Below are 21434 nucleotides of genomic sequence, written 5' to 3'. Positions count from 1 at the left end.
GCGGGACTCCGCCCCGGGACCGGGCGGCTCAGGGCGTCCGGTCCAGCAGGACCACGGCCACGTCGTCGGCCAGCTCGCCGCCGTTCAGCTCACGGACCTCGTTGACGGTCGCCCGCAGCAACTGCTCGCCCTGCAACCCCTCGGCGAACTGCCGGCGGACCATCTCCACCATGCCGTCCTGGCCGAGCCGCTCCCGGCCCTCGCCGACGTGGCCCTCGATCAGGCCGTCGGTGTAGAGCATCAGGCTCCACTCGGCGCCCAGCTCCACCTGCATGCGCGGCCAGCGGGCGCCCGGCAGCAGGCCGAGCGCCGGGCCGTTGTTGTCGTAGGGCAGCAGCCTCGCGGGCGTGCCGGGGCCGGCGATCAGCGGCGCCGGGTGCCCGGCCAGGCACAGGCCGGCGCGGCGGCCGTCCGGGGCTATGTCCACGGCGCACAGGGTCGCGAAGATCTCGTCGTGCGCCCGCTCGTGCTCCAGCACCTGCTGGAGCGTGCCCAGCAGCTGGTCGCCGCAGAGCCCCGCGAGGGTCAGCGCGCGCCACGCGATCCGCAGCTCCACGCCGAGCGCCGCCTCGTCCGGGCCGTGCCCGCAGACGTCGCCGATCATGGCGTGCACGGTGCCGTCCGGGGTGCGCACGACGTCGTAGAAGTCGCCGCCGAGCAGGGCGCGGGAGCGGCCCGGCCGGTAGCGGGCGGCGAAGCGCAGCGGCGAGCCCTCCAGGAGCGGGGTCGGCAGCAGACCGCGCTCCAGGCGACGGTTCTCCTGCGCCCGCAGCCGGCCCTCGGCCAGGCGCCGCTCCGCCGAGTCGGACCGCTTGCGCTCGACGGCGTAGCGGATCGCGCGGCTCAGCAGCCGTCCGTCGAGTTCGTCGCGGAACAGGTAGTCCTGGGCGCCGACGGCCACCGCCTCCGCGCCGCGCTCGGCGTCGCTGGAGGAGGTGAGCGCGAGCACCGCGTGCCGGGGCGCGAGCTCCAGCACGTGCCGCAGCACCGCCAGCTCGTCGTGTCCGTCCGCGTCCCCGTCGCCGCCGTCGTCGGCGCTCGCGCGGGCCGGCGCGGGGGACGGCAGGGCGAGGTCCAGCAGGATGCAGTGGACGTCGTCGGTCAGCAGCCGGCCGGCCTCGGTGAGGTTGCGGGCCGTGCGGACGCGGATCGGCTTGCCGGACTGGTCGAGCAGGTCGGGCACGATCGGGGAGCCGCCCGGGTCGTCCTCGATCAGCAGCACCGTCAGGTTCGTGGGGACGGCACTCTCACGCTGGTCCGTGCTCTGGCCCGGGGTCCGGTCCGTGCTCCGGTTCGGGGTGTTCTCGCGGTTCTCCGTGGTCTTCTCGCGCTTCTGCGTGGGGTTCTCCGGCCGGCCGGAGAGGTTCTCGGCCGGGGGCGTCCCGGGCGGGGCCTGTTCCTTGGAAGGGCCGCGGTCCTGGGACGCGGCGGGCGCCTGACCACACTCCACGGCCGGGATCGCCCTTGGCCGCGGTACGGGTACGGGCATCGTCTTGGTTTCCTTCCCTCCCCCCGAGGGCATGGCGGGGCGAGGGACCTCGACCCACCGACGGGGACCATAGCGGGTGACGCCGCCGCTGCGGAATGGTCCAGAACACGCCGGGCGGCCGTCGGCCACTGTCATATGCCGCGTTATGTACCGCAGTTGGACACGTCGACCGGTGCCCCGGGATGACGAACGTCACGCGGGCCGGGGCGCCGGTCGTGGACTGGGTCACGTGGCCCGGTTCACGTTCCCGGCGGACCCGGTCACTCCTGGGCGGATGCGCCGGTGTCGGGGCGTACCACCCCGAGTATGGGCATCGAGCCCGCCCCCGCGATCGTGATCGAGCGTCCCGGGCGGGGCGCGTGCACGACGGAACCGTCGCCGATGTACATGCCGACGTGGCTGGCGTCGTCGAAGTAGATGATCAGGTCGCCGGGGCGCATGTCCTCGGTGTCCACGCGCGTCAGCTGCTTCCACTGCTGCTGGGAGGTGCGCGGTATCGCCGTGCCGGCCGCGACCCAGGCCTGTGAGGTCAGGCCGGAGCAGTCGTAGGCCTTCGGGCCCTCGGCGCCCCACTGGTACGGCTTTCCGACCTGGGCGGTGGCGTACTCGACCGCCTTGCGGCCCTGCTCGGTCGCCCCGCTGTCGAGGTCCTTCAGGATGCCGGAGCCGAGCCAGGCGGTCTGCGCCTTCTCCTGGGCCTCCCGCTCCAGCCGGGCCAGGCGCTCCTTCTCCTCCTGCTCCAGCTCGGACTCCAGCTTCTCGGCCGCCTTGATCTGCTTCTCGACCTTCTTCCGGGCGGTGGCCTTGGCCTTGCGGTTCGCCTCCAGCTTCTCGAACTGGGCCGAGGCGTCCGCCGCGTAGGCCTTCAGGTCCTCCTGGGTGCGCGTCATCTCGCCGAGCAGGCCCTTGGTGGCGCGCTGGCCCTGGACGACGCGGCCGGTGCCGTCGAGGAAGTCCTCGGGATCGTCGCTCAGCATCAGCTTGGCCTCGTCGGGCAGGCCGCCGGTGCGGTACTGGGAGCGGGCCGCCGCGCCCGCGCGGTCCTTGAGGCCGTCCAGCTTCTCCTGGCCCTTGACGATCTTCTTGGCCAGCTCGACGATCTCGGCCGACTGCTTGTCCGCCTTCTCCTCGGCGGCGTTGTACTCGTCCGTGGCCGAGGCCGCCGCGCGGTAGAGCTCGTCGAGCTTCTTGCGTACGGCTTCCAGGTCCTTGCCCGGGGTGGCGGCGGGGGCGGTGGACGAGGCGCCGGGTGTGCCGGACGACGGTGAGGGCCCGGGGTCCGCGAACGCCGTGCCCGGTGCCGCCAGCACGGTGACCGCACAGACCACGGTCACGGCAGCGGTCGTCCAGCCATGCTTCCCCGTGCGCATACCTCGCCCCCACAACTGATTAACCGTCAGTAACATACGTCGCCTGGGGGATCGTGCCATGCCGGCGCGGAAAGCGACAGAGGTCGCGCTTCCCTCCTGCATCCCCCCTTGTGCCGCGCCGTACGACGATTCCCCCGCTGTGTGACGAACGCCGCACGGAGATCGTTCCTGCCCTGCCCCGCCCTGCCGCGGAGATCGTTCTTGCCCTGCCCCGCCCTGCCCCGCCGCACCCGGCGGGCCGCCGTCCGGCTCAATCGCGCGGCGCCAGCGCCTCCCACCGCACCGTCACCTCGCCCTGGCGCCAGCGCGCCGGGCCGTCCGTCACCGGCCAGTGCGCCGTCAGCTCCCGCACCGCCCGCATCCAGCGCTGGCGGGCGCCGTAGGAGGCGTAGGGCGCGGCGGCGGCCCAGGCGCGGTCGAAGTCGCGCAGGAAGGCGTGCACGGGCTCACCCGGGACGTTGCGGTGGATCAGCGCCTTCGGCAGCCGTTCCGCCAGGTCGGAGGGCCGGTCGAGGGAGCCCAGCCGGGTGGCGAGGGTGACCGTGCGCGGCCCCTCGGGCCCGAGCGCCACCCACACGTGCCGGCGCCCGATCTCGTCACAGGTCCCCTCGACCAGCAGCCCGCCGCGCGAGTGCTCCGACGCGGGCGCGAGCCGCGCGCACAGCCGCTGCCAGACCGCGGCCACCTGGCCCTCGTCGTACTGCCGCAGCACGTTCGCCGCGCGGATGAGCAGCGGACGGCGGGAGCCGGGTCCGAGGGGGACCTCGAAGCCGCCGTGCCGGAAGTCGAGGCCCTCGCGGGCGTACGGCTCGGCCGCCGCCACCCGCGCCGGGTCGATCTCGACGCCCACCACGCGCGTGTGCGGCGCGACCGTGCGCAGGCGGTGCAGCAGCTCGACCGCCGTCCAGGGGGCCGCGCCGTAACCGAGGTCCACGGCGACGGGGTCGGCGGCGCGGCGCAGCTCGGCGCCGTGGGTGGCGGCGATCCAGCGGTCCATGCGGCGCAGCCGGTTGGGATTCGTCGTCCCGCGCGTGACCGTGCCCACGGGGGCCGTGCGGGCGGTGGCGCGGGAGGGCATGCGTACGAGGGTATGCGGCCGGGGCCGCCGACTCGGACGCGTCCGCCCCTGGCGATCTTGACGCAGCCGCCCATCGAACGGTTGAGCGATCTGCGGTAATGATTCGGCAAAGGCCGGGAATCCGGAAATGGAGCACCCTGGTCCGGTGTTCCCACTCCTTGGAGGGTGGCGCTCGTCCTCCGTCCGGCACGCCCGCAGCGAGGAGGAACGGCTCGTGAGCCAGTACGTCAGCAGGCTCGGACGTCGCTCACCGGCGGCCTCACCGCGGCTGCGGCTGCACCGCAGGCCCCGACGCGTCGCCATGCTCTCCGTGCACACCTCACCGCTCCACCAGCCCGGCACCGGCGACGCCGGCGGCATGAACGTCTACATCGTCGAACTCGCGCAGCGCCTGGCCGCGATCAACATCGAGGTCGAGATCTTCACGCGCGCGACGGCCGGGGGACTCCCGCCCTCCGTCCAGCTCGCGCCCGGCGTCCTCGTCCGCCACGTCGACGCCGGCCCCTACGAAGGGCTGGCGAAGGAAGAGCTCCCCGCCCAACTGTGCGCCTTCACGCACGGCGTGATGCAGGCCTGGGCCGGCCACCGCCCCGGTCACTACGACCTGGTCCACTCCCACTACTGGCTCTCCGGCCACGTCGGCTGGCTCGCCGCCCAGCGCTGGGGCGCCCCCCTGGTGCACGCCATGCACACCATGGCCAAGGTCAAGAACGCCAACCTGGCCGAGGGCGACACCCCCGAGCCCGCCGCCCGCGTCATCGGCGAGACCCAGATCGTCGCCGCCTCCGACCGGCTGATCGCCAACACCGCCGAGGAGGCCGGCGAACTCGTCCGGCACTACGCCGCCGACCCGGCGAAGGTCGCCGTCGTCCACCCCGGCGTGAACCTCGACCGCTTCCGCCCCTTCCCCAAGGGCGCCGAGCCCGGCCCCGGCGAGAGCGCGAACGCCCGCGCCGCCGCCCGCGCCCGCCTCGGCCTGCCCCAGGACGCGCTGATCCCCCTCTTCGCCGGCCGCATACAGCCCCTCAAGGCCCCCGACATCCTGCTCCGCGCCGTCGCCGTCCTCCTCGACGAACGCCCCGAGCTGCGCTCCCGCATCCTCGTCCCCGTCGTCGGCGGCCCCAGCGGCAGCGGCCTCGCCAAGCCGGAGGGCCTGCAGAAACTCGCCGCGCGGCTCGGCATCGCCGACGTCGTACGCTTCCGCCCGCCCGTCGGGCAGGAGCAGCTCGCCGACTGGTTCCGGGCCGCGTCCGTCCTCGTCATGCCCTCCTACAGCGAGTCCTTCGGCCTGGTCGCCATAGAGGCCCAGGCGGCCGGCACCCCGGTCCTCGCCGCCGCGGTCGGCGGCCTCCCGGTCGCCGTGCGCGACGGACACACCGGCCGCCTCGTCGAGGGGCACGATCCCGCCGCGTACGCGCGCGTGCTGCGCGATTTCGCCGACAACCCGGAGCTGGTGCCCCGGATGGGCGACGCCGCCGCCCGGCACGCCCAGTCCTTCGGCTGGGACAGCGCCGCCGCCGCGACCGCCGACGTCTACACGGCCGCGATCCACGACCACCGCCGTCGCGTACGCTCCCACCATGGCTGAGGCAGCGCAGAAGGCAGCACAGGTCGTCGAGGACGCCCTGAAGGACGCCGAGCTGGAGTGGGAGAGCCCCGAGCCCGGCAACTACGTCGTGAAGCTCCCGGGCACCCGCAAGCTCTCCACCACGGTCTCCCTCCTCGTCGGCCGGCACTCCCTCTCCCTCAACGCCTTCGTCGTCCGCCACCCCGACGAGAACGAACCGGCCGTCCACCGCTGGCTCCTGGAGCGCAACCTCAAGCTGTACGGCGTGAGTTACGCCGTCGACCGCCTCGGCGACGTCTACGTCACCGCGAAGCTCCCGCTTGCCGCCGTCACGCCCGACGAGATCGACCGCCTCCTCGGCCAGGTCCTTGAGGCCGCCGACGGCGCCTTCAACACCCTGCTGGAGCTGGGCTTCGCGACCGCCATCCGCAAGGAGTACGAGTGGCGGACCGCGCGCGGGGAGTCGACGCGGAACCTGGAGGCGTTCCAGCGCCTGATCGAGCGCACGGAGGACTGACGCCCGGTCAGCGCGGGGCGGGGCTCGTGCGGTAGCGCCCCGGAGTGACGCCCACCAATCGCTTGAAGTGCCGGGTCAGGTGGGCCTGGTCGTAGAAGCCGGTGGCCCCGGCCACCTCCGCGGGGGAGTGCCCCGCCAGCAGCAGCCGCCGGGCCCGGTCGACGCGCCGGGACGTCAGGTACTGGTGCGGCGCGATGCCGTAGGCGTCGCTGAACGCCCGTACCAGGTGGGCCGGGTGGGCGGGCACCAGCCCGGTGGCCTCGTCGAGGGTGACCCCCTGGACGACCCGCTCGTCCAGCAACTCCCGCAGCCGGCGCGCCAGCACGGGATCCCGGCGCGCCCGGTCCCGGGGCTCCCGGGGCCGCAGATGGGCGTGCAGCCGCTCCCCGATCAACGTCAGCCGGCTCTCCGCCTCCAGCTCCTCCCCGGGCAGCGCGAGCGCCGCGTGCAACTGACCGACCCGCCGCCGCAGCACGGGGTCCCGCAGGTCGGGGGCGTCGACGGCCGGTCCGATCAGCTCGTCGCCGAGCCGGGAGGCGTCCAGGTACAGGACGCGCTTGCGGAAGCCGTCCGGGGTCGCGGGGGAGCCGTTGTGCGGCACGTGCGGCGGCAGCAGCGACACGGTGTCGTGCGGGGTGCCGTGCTCGTGCCGGTCCAGGTCGTACCGTACGGCGCCGTCGTCGACGATGAGCAGCGTCCAGGCCTCGTGGACGTGCATCGGGTAGGCGTACTCGGTGTAGTGGGCGTGGAAGACCTCGACGACACCCGGGACGCGGGGTCGCCAGGCGGAGACGGTGTGCGTCCGCTGGTCGGCGGCCATGCAAAGAACGTACAAGACCCGTCCGCACGCGGACCGGCAGTCTCACCGTATGAACACGACGCACGCCACGGCCCCCGCGACCCCCGACGCCCCCGTCCGCTTCGACACCAAGATCGCCGTCCTGCTGCGCGAGGACCTGGAGACCTGGCAGCGCCTCAACGTCACCGCCTTCCTGGTCAGCGGCCTGGGCACGCAGTGCCCCGAGGTGATCGGCGAGCCGTACGAGGACGCGGACGCGGTCGGCTATCTGCCGATGTTCCGGCAGCCGGTGCTGGTCTTCGAGGGCGCCAAGGAGACGCTGACCGACGCCCACGCGCGCGTGCTCTCCCGGGCCCTGCCCCGCGCGGTGTTCACGTCCGACCTCTTCACCACGGGCAACGACCGGGACAACCGGGCGGCGGTCCGGGCCGTGCCCACCGCGGAACTGGACCTGGTGGGCCTCGCGGTGTACGGCCCGAAGAACGCCGTGGACAAGGTGCTGAAGGGCGCGCGGATGCACCCCTGAGCGGGGCGGCCTCCGGCGGCGGCGGTCAGGCTTTGGTGACCTCGGGCGCGGCGGGCGCGGTGGGCTCGGACGTGGACGTGGACGCGGACGTGGGCGTGGACGCGTCGGGGACCGTCTTCGCGACCGCGTCGTCTTCCCGCGGCATCCCCCGCATGAGCGCCCAGTACCCGGCCGCCGCCACCGTCCCGACGACGGCGCACACGCCCCACAGCCACTCGGCGCCCCAGCGGTCGATGACCAACCCGGACATCAGCGGCGCGACCAGGGAGGCGACCGCCCAGGACATGGTGTACATCCCCTGGTACCGCCCGCGCCCGTGCACGGGGGAGAGCCGGACGACGATCCCGGTCTGGGTGGGCGCGTTGACGATCTCGGCCAGCGTCCACACGCACACGGTGAGGGCGAACACGGCGACCGACCCGGCGAAGGCGGTGAGCCCGAAACCGTACCCGGCCAGCAGCGCCGAGCCGACCAGCAGCAGCCGCGGATCGCGGTGCTCGATGAACCGCGTGACGGGAATCTGCAGTACGACGATCAGCACACCGTTGACGGCGATCGCCATGCCGAAGTCGGCCGGCGTGAACCCCGCCTCACCCATGGCCACCGGCAGCCCGACATAGGCCTGCTGGAAGATCAGCGCGATGAGGAAGGACAGCCCGACCACACCCATGTACCGCCCGTCGCGCAGCACGGTCACGAGCGAGACGGGCGCCGCGTCCCCGGCGCCGGACGCCCCGCCGGCGTCCTCCTTCGGCCGCGACTCGGGCAGCTTCACGAAGACGAGCACGGCGCACGCGAGCGTCATCCCGGCCTCGATCAGGAACCCGGCGAGGTAGCTGACCTCGGCGATGAAACCGGCCGCCATGGAGGAGACCGCGAAACCCAGGTTGATGGCCCAGTAGTTGAGCGAGAAGGCCCGGATACGGTCCTCGGGCCGCACGATGTCCGCCATCATCGCCTGCACCGCCGGCCGGGAGGCGTTGCTCGCCATGCCGACCAGGAAGGCGACGGCCGCGATCGCGACCGGGTCCCGCACGAAGCCGAGCAGCGCGACGGACAGCGCGGTGGAGACCTGCGCGACGAGCAGCGTGGGCCGCCGCCCGAGCCGGTCGGCCATCACCCCGCCGCCCAGCGACGACAGCACTCCGCCCAGCCCGTGCAGGGCGGCGACCAGACCGGCGTACGAGGCGGAGTAGCCGCGGTCGATGGTCAGGTACAGCGCCATGAAGGTGGCGACGAAGGCGCCGAGCCGGTTGACCAGGGTGCTGGTCCACAGCCACCAGAACTCGCGGGGGAGCCCGGACACGGACTCCCGCACGGCACGCCTGACACCGGTGACGGACATGGGACCCCCGAGAAGACTGTGAGCGCGGGACGCTGTACCTGGCTGTAAGTGGCCGAAGCCATGAGCACAACTTACGAACGCGAGGGCCCGCGGGCCATTCAATTAACACTTCCCGTCAACCGTCCGCGCTTCGGGCGCCCCGCGCGGCCGGTGCGAGGGTTCGATTAGGCTCGGACGCATGGCCGACGCACCGTACAAGCTGATCCTCCTCCGCCACGGCGAGAGCGAGTGGAACGAGAAGAACCTGTTCACCGGCTGGGTGGACGTCAACCTCACCCCCAAGGGCGAGAAGGAGGCGACGCGCGGCGGCGAGCTGCTCAAGGACGCCGGCCTGCTGCCCGACGTGGTCCACACGTCCGTCCAGAAGCGCGCGATCCGCACGGCCCAGCTCGCGCTGGAGGCCGCCGACCGCCACTGGATCCCGGTCCACCGCCACTGGCGCCTCAACGAGCGCCACTACGGCGCCCTCCAGGGCAAGGACAAGGCCCAGACGCTCGCCGAGTTCGGCGAGGAGCAGTTCATGCTGTGGCGCCGCTCCTACGACACCCCGCCGCCGCCGCTGGACCGCGACGCCGAGTACTCCCAGTTCTCCGACGCCCGCTACGCGATGCTCCCGCCGGAGCTGCGCCCGCAGACGGAGTGCCTGAAGGACGTCGTCGGCCGCATGCTGCCGTACTGGTTCGACAGCATCGTCCCCGACCTCCTCACCGGCCGCACGGTCCTGGTCGCCGCCCACGGCAACAGCCTGCGCGCCCTCGTGAAACACCTCGACGGCATCTCCGACGCCGACATCGCGGGCCTGAACATCCCGACGGGCATCCCGCTGTCGTACGAACTGGACGCCGAGTTCAAGCCCCTGAACCCGGGCGGCACCTACCTGGACCCGGACGCGGCCGCGGCGGCCATCGAGGCGGTCAAGAACCAGGGCAAGAAGAAGTAAGCGGTACCGATCAAGCCCCCTGCCTGCGGGTTTCCCGTGGGCAGGGGGCTTGTTTCTGCGCTGGGGCCGTCGCTGGGCCGTGAAAGTAATTCGGGGCCGCTGTCAAGCGTTCCCGTGTGCCTCGGTGAATGGCGGTGTGCCCGGTATGCTGTTCGCGCCTCACCTGAACCTCCCCTGAACTCCGCGTAGAAGTGCGTGAGTTCCACCGCTCCGGCCCGAGCGTCGGGCCGGCTGGAGGAGAAGGGAGGCGGTAGAGGTGAGCCTTGAGAAGGACGAGCCTTGTAGGTGGACCAGCGCCGAGAGGTGGCAGGTCTGGCTTACGGGGGCAGGCCTCGTGGTGGCCATCGCTACCGGCGTGATGCAGTTCGCTCGATGAGCGAGTCACGCGCGAGGACGGTCGCGACCGGGAGCTGTACATGCAGCGAGCCCGGTCTGCTGATAGGCGACCGGGCTCGTTGACTGCGAGAGGGCCTGGGTCTGGTTGCCGCCGGATCCAGGTCCTCGGTCGTCCGAGTGTGACACTCAGACATTGCAATGCAATGTCTCACGACGCTGCTAATTCCATCAAGTTTTGTGACCTGATCCAGAGCCGCGATGACCCCTCTTCGCCGTCGCCGAGCTGGTCAAGTTGACTGAGAAGAGGTCTGTCACCTGCGGTCGAAGACGGACGCCACTGCCTTGCGAGTACGTTCCTGACTCGAAGGCATGAGATGTGCGTACACGCGGAGCGTCAGGCCTGGGTCCGAGTGGCCCAGGTACTCGGCGAGAGCCTTGATGTTCTCGCCCGCGTCGAGGAGCACCGAGGCGTAGAAGTGCCGCAGGGCGTGCATGCCGTTCTCGCGGGACTCGGCGTACGACCCGCCCGGCTTCCGCTCTGGGATCACCCCAGCTGAGGCGAGGGCCCTTTTCCACACCTCCTCGTTGAGCGACGTACGCCAGACGTGCCCACCGCGCGGCCCAGTGAAGACGAGCCGCTTGGTCACCGGAGGACCGTCGGCGACCTTCCACGGCAAGGTGATCTCGACTGGCGGGAACCGCTTCATGTGCGCTCGGAGAGCGTCGGCTACGGGGCCGGGAAGCGGCACGTCCCGCAGCTTGCCGCCCTTCGGCGGCGCGAACACGGCCTTGCTGCGACTCAGCTTCAGTTGCTGGACCACGTGGAGCGTGTCCGAGTCGAAGTCGATGGCGTCGACAGCCACGCCCAGAATCTCGCCCTGGCGGAGCCCGCATCCGCCGCCCAGGTCGACCATGGCTTGGTAGCGCTCGGGCATGGCGGCCCGGACGGCGAAGACCCGCTCAGGCGTCCAGGGCACGACGCGCTTGTTGTCGACGGTCGGCGGCCGGACGGACCGGGCGGCACACGGGTTGCGGGGAAGGTGGCCGTCATCCACGGCCGCGCTGAGCGCCGCGCGCACGTTGGAGTAGATCGTCCGGGCGTACGACCCCCGGACGCCGTTCTCCTGCAACTGCCGCACCCAGTCCCGGATGTGCGCCGGCTGGAAGGAGCCGAGCGGACGTGAGCCGACGTAGGGAAAGGCGTGCAGCCGTAACTGCGACTCCATCGAAGCTTGGGTGTTCGGGTCGGCGCCCTGTGTGGCGACCCAGCGTTCGGCGTACTGCTGGAAGGTGATCCGGGCGGCGCGCGGGTCGATGTACTGCCCGCGCGCCATGTCCGCCTCGACGTGCGCAAGCCACTGATCAGCGAGCCGCTTCTGACGGTCGGGGAAGCTCTTGGACTTCTCCGTGCCGTCCGGCCCGACGTAGCGAGCGCGGTAGCGCAGGCCGGACCCGTAGCGCTCGGTCTTGACCTTGCGCACCTTCCCGTCCGGGCCGGTATCGGTCCGGTACCAACGGTCCTGGATGTGCCCGGCCATCAGGCGGCAGCCCCTTCCCGCAGGGACTCGACCCAGGCTTGGACGTCCGCAGGGTCGTAGCGCAGGTGCCGGCCGACCCGGAAGCCGCGGGGGCCGGTGCGCTTGCGGCGCCACTGGTAGACCGTCTCGACGCTGGGCAGGTCGAACATCGCCACCAGGTCGTCAGGAGTCAGGTACCGCGACGGCAGACCGCGCGGCTCGAAGTCCGCTTCCGCGACGGCGAGGCGACGACTACCCATGAGTGGGCTCTCCTTCCGTGCCAGGGGCAGGTACGAGTGACGCGGCAAGCCAGGCTTCGGCGTGGGAGAGGCCGGTCCCGGCGAAGACCCAGTGGGCGAGCACGAGAGTGGTTTCTCCGTCCTGCGGGACGGGCGAAGCCGCTTGGGCACGTCGCCAGTCGGCGCGAGCGTCGCGGAGGGCGCCGAGGGTGGTCGAGTAGCGGCGGGACTTGGTGGAGAAGTGGCCGCGGAAGCCGAGCATGTGAGCCCAGGCCCGTAAGCGCAGGTCTGCCAGCTCGGGGCGAGCGCCCAAGGTCCATGCGGTGCGAATCATTCGGCGGGCGTGCTCGGTGATCCGGGCCTGTGCCAGCTCGGCCAGGAAGCGGATGGGCCGGTCCAGGGTTCCCGTGGCCGTCTCGGCCCCCTTGGTGGCGTACTTGGCGATGTACGCGGCGACGGCCCGATCGGTCAGCGCCTGGCCGCCGTCGAAGTCGGCAGACCCGATCGTGCGGACGTCGAGCTGCCGTCCGAAGGTGAAGGTGTGGGGCCGCCCGTCGACCTCTGGACCCTCAACGCGAGCGGCGACGGCAGCGACCTGGATGGCGTCGGTCAGCAGCTCGGCCGTGGCCCAGGCAGGAGGCGGCGATTCGCCACCCTCGGGGCCGTCGATGCGGATGACGGCATGGAAGTGGACAGCACCGCGCTTCTGATACTCGGCCACTTTCGCGAAGGAGACCCGGGCGTGGTCCCGAAAGGCCCGTTGGGTGAGCCCGGCGCGCTTGGCGACCTCTCGGCGGAGGTAGATCGAGAAGCGTCGCCAGAGGGCACCAGCGTGCGCGTTCCACAGCACGGCCGCTTCGTAGTCGTAGGTGTCGGCGTCGAGGGGCGTGCCCAGGACCACGGCGCCTTCGTCATGCCGGACGCCGCAGCGGCAACGCCGACCGCCCGACGGGCGGTTGTGGACCGGGCCGAAGCTGGGCGCGGTGAAGGTGGCGAAGACGCGCGGATGCGTTGCGACCTGTTGAGGCGTGCCCTTGCCACCGCGGAGTCCGGCGGTGATCAGGTGGTAGGTGTCGCGACGGTACGTCTCTGCGCAGGCCGCGCACCGGGTCGCACGACGGTTGTTGCAGCGAACGAGGAGTTGGCCGGCGGGCAGGGCCGAGGAGTCCAGGTGGTGCAGGACGCGGCCGATCTCGCCGGTTGTCCGGTCCACCGCGTGTTTGGTGCGATGGCCGTCGAGGCGCACGGGGTGCGTGCAGCCGCCGAGGCCGGACAGCTGACGGGCCAGCTCGGGCATGGTTCCGAGGGAGGCCAGCATGGAGAGTTCCGCCAGCGGCGGAGTCTGCCGGGTGATGATGGGAGTTCCTTTCGGCTGTTGCGACGGTCGGGAGAGACGGCCCCGGGGCGGCGGGATGCTTGGCGGCTTGTTGCCGCCCCGGCGGCCGGTCATCGCTTGTTCGCGCTGCTGACGAGGGAGCGCAGGACCACCGCGGCGATGGCCACGGACACGGCCGAGACGGCGACCGCCGCCAGGAGCGCGGTAAGGACGATCCCGACGACGACCACGGCGGCCACCGCTCCGGCGCCGATGCCCACGTACGGGACGACGGGGCGACCGGTCGAGGGAAACGGAGCCCGCGAGTGCTGGGGTGGGGGCGTGACGGTCGTCGTCGGCACAGTCGGGATGTCGGGCAGCTTGGGGCGGAACATGGCGGATCTCCTTGTCATTCGTCGGTGCCGTTGACGACGTCGACCCCGGAGCGGGTGCCGGACTCGATGGCGGGCGCGAGGATGGTGTGCGAGAGCCAGAAGCCGAACAGGGCGATCACGACGGCGACCCAGAGCCGGACGCCGAGGAACTTGATCGCGGCCCAGGCGATGACGCCCAGGACGAAGACGAGCGGCAGCGAGACGGTCATGGGAGCTCCCTCAGTGGACGGCGCAGCGGTGGGTACGGGCGGCCAGCTCGGCGGCGGCGCGGCTGTCGTAGTCCGTGGCGAAGCCGCAGCGCGGAGCGGTGCAGGCGGCGGTGTGCTTCTCGCGGCCCCGGCCGTCGTAGTAGGTGGCGACCTGTACGGGGCCGATGCGGACTACGCGGCGGAAACGGCGGTTGGCGGTCATCAACAGCTCTCCTCGGGTTCTTCGCCGGTGAAGTCGGTGACGTGGTCGGCCAGCCATCGCAAGATCTCGTCGCCCTCGTAGCTGTCGGCGGCGAGGATGACGGGCTCGGCGATGAGCACGGCTTCGGTAAGGCGGTTCTGTCGGGTCAGCTCGGCGGCGCGCTTCAGCGCGCGGAGCGTGGACGGGCGCACGGGGGCAGGTCCTCCGGGTCAGGTCAGGTGGGCGGAGATGGCTTCGGCCAGCGGCAGCGGGACGCCGAGCCGGGCGCGAAGGGTCGAGGTGTCGATGGGCGTGCCGGTCCGGGCGTGGTGCTCGTCGGCGACCTTGCGCGCGAGCGCGACAAGTGCCGGCGGAGCTGGGGGCAGCCGTTCCGGTCTCGGCCGCGGGCAGCTCGGGGGCAGAGGTGGAGGCTTCGGATGTTGAAGAGCGGGGAGCCGACCCGTCGCTGGTCGTGCGGGCGTCCGTGGCTTCTCCGTGAGCGAGCAGAGTCCCGCCGAGGAAGGCGACCGCAGGCCACCCGGCGACGAGGATGCGCAGCCAGTCAGGTACGGCTTCGAGGTCGAGCAGGCCGGCCGTGGCGACGTTGGCGCCAAGAGAGGCGGTCAGGGCGATGACGAACCAACACCAACCGGCCACTTTGGCTTGGCCGGTACGCAGCCTCCGCCAAGCCGCGACCAGCAGGAGATCGACCGAGACCGGGTAGGCCCACGCCTTCCAGCCGTCCTGCCCGGCGGCAAGCGCCAGGTCGTGGAGGTGGGCGAAAGACAGCGCTGCGGCGATCAGTGCTTGGACGAGTACCGCGTCGATACGGACGGGCAAGGCGCCCACGGCGTAACTCCTTCCGGTGCCAGACATGGAGGGGGTAGGGACTTGGCACGGACCGGCCGTGCCGGTCGCGAGGTGGTGGGCCTACTCGGTGGCAGGCTGAACCGGGGCTGCGGGGCCAGGTGCCGCCGTCGGCATCGGTGAGAGGCGGGGCCTGAAGGGAGCGAGCGTCGGTACGTCGGGGGCGAGGCCCGCCGTGGCACGGCAGGTGGCCGCAGCGTCGGCGAGGGAGAGGTAGGGGGTACGGATGCGGGACCAGCCGCCGGAGGTGTCGCCGACGACGGCCAGGCCGGGCAGTTCGGCGGGGACAGCGCAGGCCGCCGACACGGCTTCAGGGGCGATGTCTCCGAGCGCCATCTTCGCGGAAGCCTCGTCGTTCACGCGGTGGCAGACGCGACCGGTCAGTTGAGCGCGAAGCATGGTCGCGCCCTTGCCCAGCTCGGCACCGAAGCGCTGTCCGCAGACTTCGAGGTAGATCCCCGCGGCCCGTCCGAGCTGGGCGAGGCGGATGAGGTGGGTCACCATTTCGTCGCGGCGTTCTTCCTCCTTTCTTGTGGCGACGAGGAAGAGTTCCGCCACCTCGTCGATGAAGAGCACGATCGGAGCTGGGCGTTCGTTGTCCGGCAGACCCCAGACGTCCGAGGTGATCAGCTCCTCCGGGGTGCCGGGAGCGATGCCCTGCCGGGCCTTGATCAGGTCGTAGCGGTCCTCCATCTCCTTCACGAGTGCGGGAAGCAAGTCGGCCGCTTGGTCGGGGTCCGTTGCCAGGGCGGAGAGCCGGGGCGCGAAGGGCTCCAGTTCGACTCCACGCTTGCAGTCGATGCCGGCCAGGACCACCGGTTGAGCGGCGAGCCCGACCAGCAGGTTCCGCAGGTACATGGACTTGCCCGAGAGCGTGGCGCCGAGCACCAGCTCATGGGGCACGGCCCGGTAGTCCCGCAGGAACGCGGTCGCGTCCTCTCGTAACGCCACCGGTACTCGAAGCGGACCGCCGTCGAGCCGACGAGGCATGCGCACCCTCTTCAGCACATCGAAGCCGACGAGCCGCAACTCCACGACCCCGGGCCTGATGTCACGGACGTAGACGGCGTGCACACCCCAGGCATGCCGAAGTCGTTCGGCGGAGGCGGCCACGTCCGCCGGCTCCTGTCCCGGGGCCAACCGCAACCGCATACGCAGACCGGTCGTCGTGGGCCGGATGACGCCTCGCCGAGGGGGAACGGGCCGCACCTCACGGCGAGTGGCAGCCCGGACGGCCAGCGCCCTCCACCTGGGCGGTTCGACGGTCAGGCCGCAAGCGTCCATGGTCGAGGAGTACGAGGCCAGCAGCCGGGCCACCGAGAGTGGAAGCCCGACCGTGGACCAGTACGCCGCCGGGTGGGAGTGCCGGGCGTACGCCGCGCCACCTATCGCAGCGAGCGAACCGCCCAGTTCGGCCCACGTGACCAGGTCCGTCACGGCGATCAGCCCGCCTGCGTCATCGGGAAGGCGCCCGGAGCGATGGCCGTCGCACGGTAGGCGATGCCGTGGCGCTCCTTGCCGTTGAAGACGCTCTCCCACGGCCGTGCAACCAGGCCCGGAAGCGACACCGGCGCACCTACCGTCAGGCCCTCGGACACTCCCGTCTCCGGGACGGTGACCTGGAAGAGCGACGATTCGCCCTCGTCGATGTAAACGACACCGACGGTCATCAGTGCCTCACCGGTCAGCGCATCCTTCGCGATCTCACCGGTCTGCCGGTCGCGCACCTTGGGTGCGGGAGCCTCGGTGAGCAGGATCGTGGCGGTCGAGGCGTCAACGCGGATCACACGCACAGGGGTTGCTCCTTCTGGGAATCGACCAACCTGCCAACCTGACAGGTTGACTTAGCAAGCCCGAAGTTAGAGATGCCAGGTTGACTTGTCAAGTGACTTGGGTGGCGGTCGGTCTTCCGACGAGGCAAGGCCCCCGCTCGTGGAGACAGCGAGCGCGAGAGGGCGCGACTCACACAGAAAGACCGCGCTCAAGAGCCATGCGCGCAGGCTTGTGCTCCGCGAGGTCACGCATCAGGGAGTGATGTAGTCGCCCCATCCGAAGGTGGCGACATAGGCCCGCCGAACCGCAACCCTGCCGCTTCCGCCCCTAATGAGGATGACGGTCAGCGCGACGATGAACCAGGCGGCGAAGCACCCCACGGTGATCAAAGTCCAGCGGGGACCGGAGAAGCTGGCGACGACGATCAGCGCAATGATGGTCACCGCCAGCCCGATGTGACCGCCGACCACATCCGGGTAGGAACTGCGCCCCTCTGCCATGAGCCCCCTCCAACCTGAGATCACTCAGTCCTGCGTCAGAGCAGATTATGAGGATCCGCCGACCGCGTCAGCGCCGCCCCCTGCCTGCTCAGCTCAGCCGGTAGCTGTCTTCGAGCTCCTGCCGGTCAGCAGGAAGCATCACCTCGGAGACCTGCAACGCCTGCCCGGACGCATCACATGCGACGACCAGGACGCTGAGGACCGGAACACCGTCTGGGACGTCGAGAAGCTCACCCTCGGCCGGCCCAGGCAGCCGCGCCGAGATTCGTTCCTGAACGTGGTCGAAGCGAACCTTCTTCCGAGCCTCCAGGTGCTCCCGGGTACTGCCACTCAGCGCTTCGGCGCTCTCCAGATCGGTGCCCTCGACCATGCCGGCAGGGAAGTAGGACGAGACCAGCTCGAATGGTTCACCCTCGTCCTCCACCAAGAAGCGGCGCATGAGGACCTTGGCTCGCTTGGGCAACCCCAGCACTGAGGCGACTCGCTTCGGGACGGGCACGTACCCCACCTCGACCAGCCGCCCGGGGGCACGCGACTCATCACGGCTGAGTGCCTGCTGTCCCCGGCGGTCCTGGTCCTCTGCAGCGGTCGGCCGTCCCCGCACGATCGTGCCGTACCCCTGGCGAGACTCCAGCCATCCATCCCGCTTCAGCAGCTCCAGGGCGCGCACGACGGTCGGGCGGGACATACCGAAGGTCTGCACGAGCTGGTTCTCGCTCGGCACCCGAACCCCTGGCGCATAGGTGCCGTCCTCGATGCGGCGCTGGAGCGTCTGCGCAAGGCGCAGGTACTTCGGTGGCTCCACTTCATACGCCATGAACGCCGCCTGTCGAGATTGGCCAAGTCAACTGGTCAACCAGCCTAGCGACACTTTCACACCGGCAGAAGAAGAGGTGAGCTATCCCATCACGCCGGCCAGGCATCAGCGACCACGAACGAGACGACCGTACCGCCGAGGTGACTGGGGCCGGAGTGCCAGGAATCCGCGATGGAATCGACGAGGAGCAGTCCTCGGCCGTGGGCATCGTTCGCGTCCGGATGCCGCAGCCGTACGCTCGCCGGGAAGCCGGGGTTGTGCACCTCGACGCGGAGCGAGGTCCCCTGACGGAACCACTCGACCCGCACCACCCATGGATCCTCCGACGCGCCATAGCAGATGGCGTTCGTGACCAGCTCAGAGATCAGCAGTGCGCAGTCGTCGATCGAGCAGGCCGGGTTGTACGGAGCGATGAACTTACGGAACCAGCGCCGCGCACGGGAGACGGACTCAGGCTCCGGGTGCAAGGTCATCGCCCCAAGCCGCGGCGAGTCCTCACAGGGGTGTCGGTCGATCGTGTAAGCCATGCGTGCTCACTCCTTGCCGCTGCCGTCGCAGTCGAGGCAGCGCCGCTTCGACGTGGCACGGTTGCGGTCGTCGGCCGCGGAGAACGTCAGCGCCGCTCGGGAACCGACGCGCTTCCATCCACGCCCCCGACACCCCCGGCAAGCTAATCGCGCGTCCTGCTTCGGCCGCCGACTCGTCACGTCGTGCCCCCCTTCATCTCCAAGTGGCCTTAGCCACTTTGTGGATAGTGGCATTGGCCACTTGCAGAGCGCAAGCGATACGACGGAACTGGCGCGCCGTCAGGTGAGCGGGTAGCCCTGCTCGAACGCCCAGCGGTGCGGCGGATACGTGGCTTCGGCGAACTCCAGAGGCCGGTCCTGGAGGTCGAAGACGACGTGGTGAACGATGAGGACGGCGCTCTCGGGCTCCAGCTCCAGGTCGGCAGCCTCCTCCTCCGTGGCCGAACGAGCGCACATGCGGTCCTCGGCGTAACTGCCTTGACGCCCTGTCATGCGCTCGACGTACATGAGCGTCCCTTCCTGGATGCGTCCAGGGTCGGTGAGCTTGGGCGCACGCTGGCCGACGTCCGGAGCGAACCAGGAGGTTGACAGGGTGATCGGGCCGTCCTGGTTGTTCGTGACGCGCCGGCGGTGCACGGCCCGCCGATCCCTCGCCAAGCCCAGGGCCTCAGCAACGTGGTCCGGGGCATCCAGCCAGCCGGCCGACGTGATCACGGCATACTCGCCGGGCGTATAGATCTTCCCGGTCTGCCGAGCCCGCCCGTACAACTCCCTCGCACGGCGATTCACTTCGAGACTGCGCACGTACGTGCCGGAGCCCTGCCGCTTCTCGACCAGGCCCTGATGGCTCAGCGCCTCAAGCGACCGCGCAGCCGTAGGCCGGGACACCTTCCAATCCGCAGCGAGCTGCCGCTCAGAGGGCACCTCATCCCCAGGCCGCAGGTCACCCCGAAGGATCTGGTCGCGGATGAAGTGAGCGATCTGAAGGTACTTGGGTTGAGCCTCCTCGATCTGAGGCATGTCCCCTCCTTGTCCAAGTGGCTATAGCCTTTGGCCACTATAGGCTGAGTGGCCAATCTGGGAACCCGTAGGCTGATCGCATGACGCGGTTGATCGTCGCAGCAGGAGGAGGGGGCGACGCAGTCGCCGCCGCCATGCTTCACGCCGCCCTCTACGGCGACGAGGACCAGGCGGTGATCCTGACCTACGCCTGGGACCGCCTCCTGATCGACCCCCTACCGGGCCCGCGGCGCCCCGCCGACTTCACCGGCCTGGAACGCATCACGCCAGACGTCTGGTCCGTGCCGGCACAGGCCCGCCCAATCGAACCCGCAGGCTCCACCCTCCCCAGACTGGCAGCGGAGCTCCCAGCCACCTTCGCACTGCTCGACCCACACCAGGGGGCCGCGGGCCTTACCCGGCAACTCGATTCACTCGTCGACCACGTACAGCCCGCATCAATCGATCTCTTGGACGTGGGCGGAGACATCCTCGCGCAGGGCGACGAGCCGACACTGAAGAGCCCGCTGGCCGACGCGCTGACGCTGGCGGCATGCTGCCAGTTGAACGCACCCGTGCGGCTCCTCGTAGCAGGACCGAGCCTGGACGGCGAACTCCCGCCGCAGGCTATGACCAGCGCGCTGGGCCCCGTGGTCCACACCCTCACCGCGGAGGAAACGGCCGCCATCAGCGCCGTCCTTGAGTGGCACCCGTCCGAAGCGACGGGCCTCCTCGCGGCCGCAGCCCGAGGCGTACGCGGCACATGCGAAATCCGAGACGCGGGACTCCCCGTACTACTCACGGACGAGAGCCCGGCCGTGCACGAAGTCGACTTGGACGATGCTCTGAGCCGCAACCGGTTGGCCCGAGCGATCATGTCCACTACCGACCTGGACGAGGCCGAGGCGTACAGCCGCGAAGTCTGCGGCTACTCAGAGATCGACTATGAGCGCAACAAAGCTCTCTGGCTTAACGAGCAGCAGCCGACGAATCTGGACCCGGCCGCGATCCTGTCGCAACTAGCCCAGTTCGAGGCTGAAGCACGCACCCGCGGAGCCACCCACACAACGTTTCGCCGCATCACCGAAGCCCTGAGTCTCAGTGGTGCACAGCGCGACGAGTTGCGGCAGCTCCTCATTGCCAGCCGCCCGAAGCAGTACGAGGCGCCGCTGTGGCGTATCGACGCAGGCGAATCCTGAGTTACAACCTTCTTCACGGGTTCAAGGCGGCTCGCTCCGCTCACCGCGCGCGGCCCGGCCCCCGGCCGGGCCTGCGCTCCTGTCTCCGCCCCGCTCCAGCCCGGCCGGCGCCCGTGCCGCGCGCACAGCAATCAGCCGCCTGACGTCAGAGAAGGGGTTCGTCGTGGCTGGGGCGGTCGGTTCCGCGGCTTTACGGAGCCACTTTGGCGCGAGCCTCGAAGATCATGGCCCCAACGTCGTGCTTTACCGGGCAGGTCCACTACCTGCCCGACGCGCCGGAAGCTTATGGGGCCATGATCACTCGCGCCAAAGCAGCGCCACCCCAAAGCCGCTCCACCGCCCTGGGCGGCGCACGGAAGCACTCCCGCATTTCCGTTGCTCAAAAACGGTCATGCAAGGACTCGCTTCCGTATGGTTTCGGTCTTTTTCGATGTGTGGGACGGTGCGGGAACTTCCCGGCCGGTGGTGGTCGTCTGCGCGGGTGCACCCTCTGGTGCGGACAGTGGTCTGTGTGACAGCGGAAAGGGAGGGGCCGGGGATGGCTGAAGAGATCGGGATTGCGGAGGCTGTGAAGCATCTGCGGGCGGAGTTGGTGGCCGCTGCGGCAGGCGGTAGAAGTGGTCCGCGGTTCGAGGTGGGGCCGGTGGAGCTGGAGTTTTCGGTGGAGATGCGCAAGGAGGGCAAGGCCGGGGTGAAGGCGTGGGTGGTGTCGGCTGGTGCGGGGACGTCGAAGGCCTCGGTGCACCGGGTGAAGCTGGTGCTGACGCCGGAGGGCGCCACGCCCGGCAGCGCGTACCACGTGAACACCGACCGGCCGGATGAGACGGGTGAGGTGCTGGGGTCCCGGTTCGGCGAGTAACCGGGCGGCATCCGCGCAGTGGTCGGCTCGCGCCTGGATCGGGGGCGGGGCCTAAAAGGGCAGGAATCGG

General features: G+C 70.6%; 24 protein-coding genes and 1 pseudogene. 6 read left to right on the top strand and 19 right to left on the bottom strand.

Annotated features, from left to right (window positions below; all coding sequences use genetic code 11):
• Positions 1 to 28: 28 nt before the first annotated feature.
• The 3 genes from ACLIN4_RS16165 to ACLIN4_RS16155 form a co-directional block, all read right to left on the bottom strand.
• Positions 29 to 1489 carry a PP2C family protein-serine/threonine phosphatase gene (locus tag ACLIN4_RS16165; RefSeq protein ID WP_289908069.1) on the bottom strand — a complete coding sequence of 487 codons (1461 nt, stop codon included), beginning with the start codon at positions 1487 to 1489 and terminating at the stop codon, positions 29 to 31.
• A gap of 260 nt (positions 1490 to 1749) precedes the next feature.
• Positions 1750 to 2859 carry a C40 family peptidase gene (locus ACLIN4_RS16160; RefSeq protein ID WP_381944203.1) on the bottom strand — a complete coding sequence of 370 codons (1110 nt, stop codon included), beginning with the start codon at positions 2857 to 2859 and terminating at the stop codon, positions 1750 to 1752.
• Between the two features lie 250 nt (positions 2860 to 3109).
• The gene (locus tag ACLIN4_RS16155) at positions 3110 to 3937 is read right to left on the bottom strand and encodes an SAM-dependent methyltransferase (protein WP_100047563.1); all 828 of its coding nucleotides are present in this window, start codon (positions 3935 to 3937) and stop codon (positions 3110 to 3112) included.
• A gap of 214 nt (positions 3938 to 4151) precedes the next feature.
• Here ACLIN4_RS16155 and mshA point away from each other — a divergent pair, with 214 nt between their 5' ends.
• A complete protein-coding gene (gene mshA / locus ACLIN4_RS16150) occupies positions 4152 to 5525 on the top strand; it encodes a D-inositol-3-phosphate glycosyltransferase (protein ID WP_269956569.1) in 1374 nt (457 codons plus the stop codon).
• A complete protein-coding gene (locus ACLIN4_RS16145; RefSeq protein WP_100047561.1) occupies positions 5518 to 6021 on the top strand; it encodes a YbjN domain-containing protein in 504 nt (167 codons plus the stop codon). The genes mshA and ACLIN4_RS16145 overlap by 8 nt, the downstream gene beginning before the upstream one ends.
• Positions 6022 to 6028: 7 nt before the next feature.
• On the opposite strand, the gene ACLIN4_RS16140 is transcribed toward ACLIN4_RS16145, so the two are convergent.
• Complete coding sequence (locus ACLIN4_RS16140) at positions 6029 to 6841, bottom strand: AraC family transcriptional regulator (protein ID WP_107476100.1); 813 nt, start codon at positions 6839 to 6841, stop codon at positions 6029 to 6031.
• Positions 6842 to 6890: 49 nt separating this feature from the next.
• Here ACLIN4_RS16140 and ACLIN4_RS16135 point away from each other — a divergent pair, with 49 nt between their 5' ends.
• Positions 6891 to 7346, top strand: coding sequence for a DUF2000 family protein (locus ACLIN4_RS16135; protein ID WP_411575936.1), 456 nt, complete (start codon positions 6891 to 6893; stop codon positions 7344 to 7346).
• A 25-nt stretch (positions 7347 to 7371) separates the two neighbouring features.
• Here ACLIN4_RS16135 and ACLIN4_RS16130 read toward each other — a convergent pair whose 3' ends face one another.
• Positions 7372 to 8691 carry an MDR family MFS transporter gene (locus tag ACLIN4_RS16130; protein WP_381915049.1) on the bottom strand — a complete coding sequence of 440 codons (1320 nt, stop codon included), beginning with the start codon at positions 8689 to 8691 and terminating at the stop codon, positions 7372 to 7374.
• A 178-nt stretch (positions 8692 to 8869) separates the two neighbouring features.
• Between ACLIN4_RS16130 and ACLIN4_RS16125 the strand changes: the two genes are divergently transcribed.
• A complete protein-coding gene (locus tag ACLIN4_RS16125; protein WP_043381926.1) occupies positions 8870 to 9631 on the top strand; it encodes a phosphoglyceromutase in 762 nt (253 codons plus the stop codon).
• 647 nt (positions 9632 to 10278) lie between these two features.
• Here the strand turns inward: ACLIN4_RS16125 and ACLIN4_RS16120 are convergent.
• The 14 genes and pseudogenes from ACLIN4_RS16120 to ACLIN4_RS16055 all read right to left on the bottom strand — a co-directional run bounded on the left by ACLIN4_RS16120 (position 10279) and on the right by ACLIN4_RS16055 (position 19327).
• Positions 10279 to 11505 carry a tyrosine-type recombinase/integrase gene (locus ACLIN4_RS16120; protein WP_411575935.1) on the bottom strand — a complete coding sequence of 409 codons (1227 nt, stop codon included), beginning with the start codon at positions 11503 to 11505 and terminating at the stop codon, positions 10279 to 10281.
• Complete coding sequence (locus ACLIN4_RS16115) at positions 11505 to 11744, bottom strand: helix-turn-helix transcriptional regulator (RefSeq protein ID WP_383140074.1); 240 nt, start codon at positions 11742 to 11744, stop codon at positions 11505 to 11507. Before ACLIN4_RS16115 ends, ACLIN4_RS16120 begins: the two co-directional genes overlap by 1 nt.
• The gene (locus ACLIN4_RS16110) at positions 11737 to 13041 is read right to left on the bottom strand and encodes a replication initiator (protein WP_411576758.1); all 1305 of its coding nucleotides are present in this window, start codon (positions 13039 to 13041) and stop codon (positions 11737 to 11739) included. The genes ACLIN4_RS16115 and ACLIN4_RS16110 overlap by 8 nt, the downstream gene beginning before the upstream one ends.
• A 128-nt stretch (positions 13042 to 13169) precedes the next feature.
• Complete coding sequence (locus ACLIN4_RS16105) at positions 13170 to 13433, bottom strand: SpdD protein (RefSeq protein WP_411575934.1); 264 nt, start codon at positions 13431 to 13433, stop codon at positions 13170 to 13172.
• A gap of 14 nt (positions 13434 to 13447) precedes the next feature.
• On the bottom strand, positions 13448 to 13642 hold the full coding sequence (locus ACLIN4_RS16100; protein ID WP_114528487.1) for a hypothetical protein: 195 nt from the start codon (positions 13640 to 13642) through the stop codon (positions 13448 to 13450).
• Between the two features lie 10 nt (positions 13643 to 13652).
• The gene (locus tag ACLIN4_RS16095) at positions 13653 to 13844 is read right to left on the bottom strand and encodes a mobile element transfer protein (protein ID WP_411575933.1); all 192 of its coding nucleotides are present in this window, start codon (positions 13842 to 13844) and stop codon (positions 13653 to 13655) included.
• A complete protein-coding gene (locus ACLIN4_RS16090) occupies positions 13844 to 14035 on the bottom strand; it encodes a hypothetical protein (protein WP_411575932.1) in 192 nt (63 codons plus the stop codon). Before ACLIN4_RS16090 ends, ACLIN4_RS16095 begins: the two co-directional genes overlap by 1 nt.
• An 18-nt stretch (positions 14036 to 14053) precedes the next feature.
• Positions 14054 to 14699, bottom strand: a pseudogene (locus tag ACLIN4_RS16085) (DUF2637 domain-containing protein).
• Positions 14700 to 14753: 54 nt separating this feature from the next.
• Entirely contained in the window at positions 14754 to 16127 is a 1374-nt protein-coding gene (locus ACLIN4_RS16080; protein ID WP_411575931.1) for an FtsK/SpoIIIE domain-containing protein, read from the bottom strand.
• A 5-nt stretch (positions 16128 to 16132) separates the two neighbouring features.
• A complete protein-coding gene (locus tag ACLIN4_RS16075; RefSeq protein WP_114528483.1) occupies positions 16133 to 16483 on the bottom strand; it encodes a hypothetical protein in 351 nt (116 codons plus the stop codon).
• 231 nt (positions 16484 to 16714) lie between these two features.
• Positions 16715 to 16963: a hypothetical protein gene (locus ACLIN4_RS16070; protein WP_364748268.1), complete on the bottom strand. Its 249-nt coding sequence runs from the start codon at positions 16961 to 16963 to the stop codon at positions 16715 to 16717.
• Positions 16964 to 17051: 88 nt separating this feature from the next.
• Positions 17052 to 17780 carry a GntR family transcriptional regulator gene (locus ACLIN4_RS16065; RefSeq protein WP_411575930.1) on the bottom strand — a complete coding sequence of 243 codons (729 nt, stop codon included), beginning with the start codon at positions 17778 to 17780 and terminating at the stop codon, positions 17052 to 17054.
• Between the two features lie 89 nt (positions 17781 to 17869).
• On the bottom strand, positions 17870 to 18307 hold the full coding sequence (locus ACLIN4_RS16060; protein WP_411575929.1) for an ATP-binding protein: 438 nt from the start codon (positions 18305 to 18307) through the stop codon (positions 17870 to 17872).
• A 279-nt stretch (positions 18308 to 18586) separates the two neighbouring features.
• Positions 18587 to 19327: a GntR family transcriptional regulator gene (locus ACLIN4_RS16055; protein WP_411575928.1), complete on the bottom strand. Its 741-nt coding sequence runs from the start codon at positions 19325 to 19327 to the stop codon at positions 18587 to 18589.
• 80 nt (positions 19328 to 19407) lie between these two features.
• Between ACLIN4_RS16055 and ACLIN4_RS16050 the strand changes: the two genes are divergently transcribed.
• Together ACLIN4_RS16050 and ACLIN4_RS16045 are read left to right on the top strand one after the other, a co-directional pair.
• Positions 19408 to 20505, top strand: coding sequence for a DUF1152 domain-containing protein (locus ACLIN4_RS16050; protein WP_411575927.1), 1098 nt, complete (start codon positions 19408 to 19410; stop codon positions 20503 to 20505).
• Positions 20506 to 21043: 538 nt separating this feature from the next.
• On the top strand, positions 21044 to 21364 hold the full coding sequence (locus ACLIN4_RS16045; protein WP_411575926.1) for a trypco2 family protein: 321 nt from the start codon (positions 21044 to 21046) through the stop codon (positions 21362 to 21364).
• Positions 21365 to 21434 lie beyond the last annotated feature (70 nt).

The sequence above is a fragment of the Streptomyces mutabilis genome (assembly GCF_046628145.1).
Lineage (GTDB): Bacteria > Actinomycetota > Actinomycetes > Streptomycetales > Streptomycetaceae > Streptomyces > Streptomyces mutabilis.
The sequence above is the reverse complement of the archived record's forward strand: the minus strand, read 5'-3'. Positions and strand labels throughout refer to the sequence as shown.

Bases quoted from the DNA above. Each gene is read 5' to 3' on its own strand.
- ACLIN4_RS16165 (WP_289908069.1), bottom strand. From the start codon at position 1,489: ATGCCCGTACCCGTACCGCGGCCAAGGGCGATCCCGGCCGTGGAGTGT.
- ACLIN4_RS16160 (WP_381944203.1), bottom strand. From the start codon at position 2,859: ATGCGCACGGGGAAGCATGGCTGGACGACCGCTGCCGTGACCGTGGTC.
- ACLIN4_RS16155 (WP_100047563.1), bottom strand. From the start codon at position 3,937: ATGCCCTCCCGCGCCACCGCCCGCACGGCCCCCGTGGGCACGGTCACG.
- ACLIN4_RS16145 (WP_100047561.1), top strand. From the start codon at position 5,518: ATGGCTGAGGCAGCGCAGAAGGCAGCACAGGTCGTCGAGGACGCCCTG.
- ACLIN4_RS16140 (WP_107476100.1), bottom strand. From the start codon at position 6,841: ATGGCCGCCGACCAGCGGACGCACACCGTCTCCGCCTGGCGACCCCGC.
- ACLIN4_RS16135 (WP_411575936.1), top strand. From the start codon at position 6,891: ATGAACACGACGCACGCCACGGCCCCCGCGACCCCCGACGCCCCCGTC.
- ACLIN4_RS16130 (WP_381915049.1), bottom strand. From the start codon at position 8,691: ATGTCCGTCACCGGTGTCAGGCGTGCCGTGCGGGAGTCCGTGTCCGGG.
- ACLIN4_RS16125 (WP_043381926.1), top strand. From the start codon at position 8,870: ATGGCCGACGCACCGTACAAGCTGATCCTCCTCCGCCACGGCGAGAGC.
- ACLIN4_RS16120 (WP_411575935.1), bottom strand. From the start codon at position 11,505: ATGGCCGGGCACATCCAGGACCGTTGGTACCGGACCGATACCGGCCCG.
- ACLIN4_RS16115 (WP_383140074.1), bottom strand. From the start codon at position 11,744: ATGGGTAGTCGTCGCCTCGCCGTCGCGGAAGCGGACTTCGAGCCGCGC.
- ACLIN4_RS16110 (WP_411576758.1), bottom strand. From the start codon at position 13,041: ATGCTGGCCTCCCTCGGAACCATGCCCGAGCTGGCCCGTCAGCTGTCC.
- ACLIN4_RS16105 (WP_411575934.1), bottom strand. From the start codon at position 13,433: ATGTTCCGCCCCAAGCTGCCCGACATCCCGACTGTGCCGACGACGACC.
- ACLIN4_RS16100 (WP_114528487.1), bottom strand. From the start codon at position 13,642: ATGACCGTCTCGCTGCCGCTCGTCTTCGTCCTGGGCGTCATCGCCTGG.
- ACLIN4_RS16095 (WP_411575933.1), bottom strand. From the start codon at position 13,844: ATGACCGCCAACCGCCGTTTCCGCCGCGTAGTCCGCATCGGCCCCGTA.
- ACLIN4_RS16070 (WP_364748268.1), bottom strand. From the start codon at position 16,963: ATGGCAGAGGGGCGCAGTTCCTACCCGGATGTGGTCGGCGGTCACATC.
- ACLIN4_RS16065 (WP_411575930.1), bottom strand. From the start codon at position 17,780: ATGGCGTATGAAGTGGAGCCACCGAAGTACCTGCGCCTTGCGCAGACG.
- ACLIN4_RS16060 (WP_411575929.1), bottom strand. From the start codon at position 18,307: ATGGCTTACACGATCGACCGACACCCCTGTGAGGACTCGCCGCGGCTT.
- ACLIN4_RS16055 (WP_411575928.1), bottom strand. From the start codon at position 19,327: ATGCCTCAGATCGAGGAGGCTCAACCCAAGTACCTTCAGATCGCTCAC.
- ACLIN4_RS16050 (WP_411575927.1), top strand. From the start codon at position 19,408: ATGACGCGGTTGATCGTCGCAGCAGGAGGAGGGGGCGACGCAGTCGCC.
- ACLIN4_RS16045 (WP_411575926.1), top strand. From the start codon at position 21,044: ATGGCTGAAGAGATCGGGATTGCGGAGGCTGTGAAGCATCTGCGGGCG.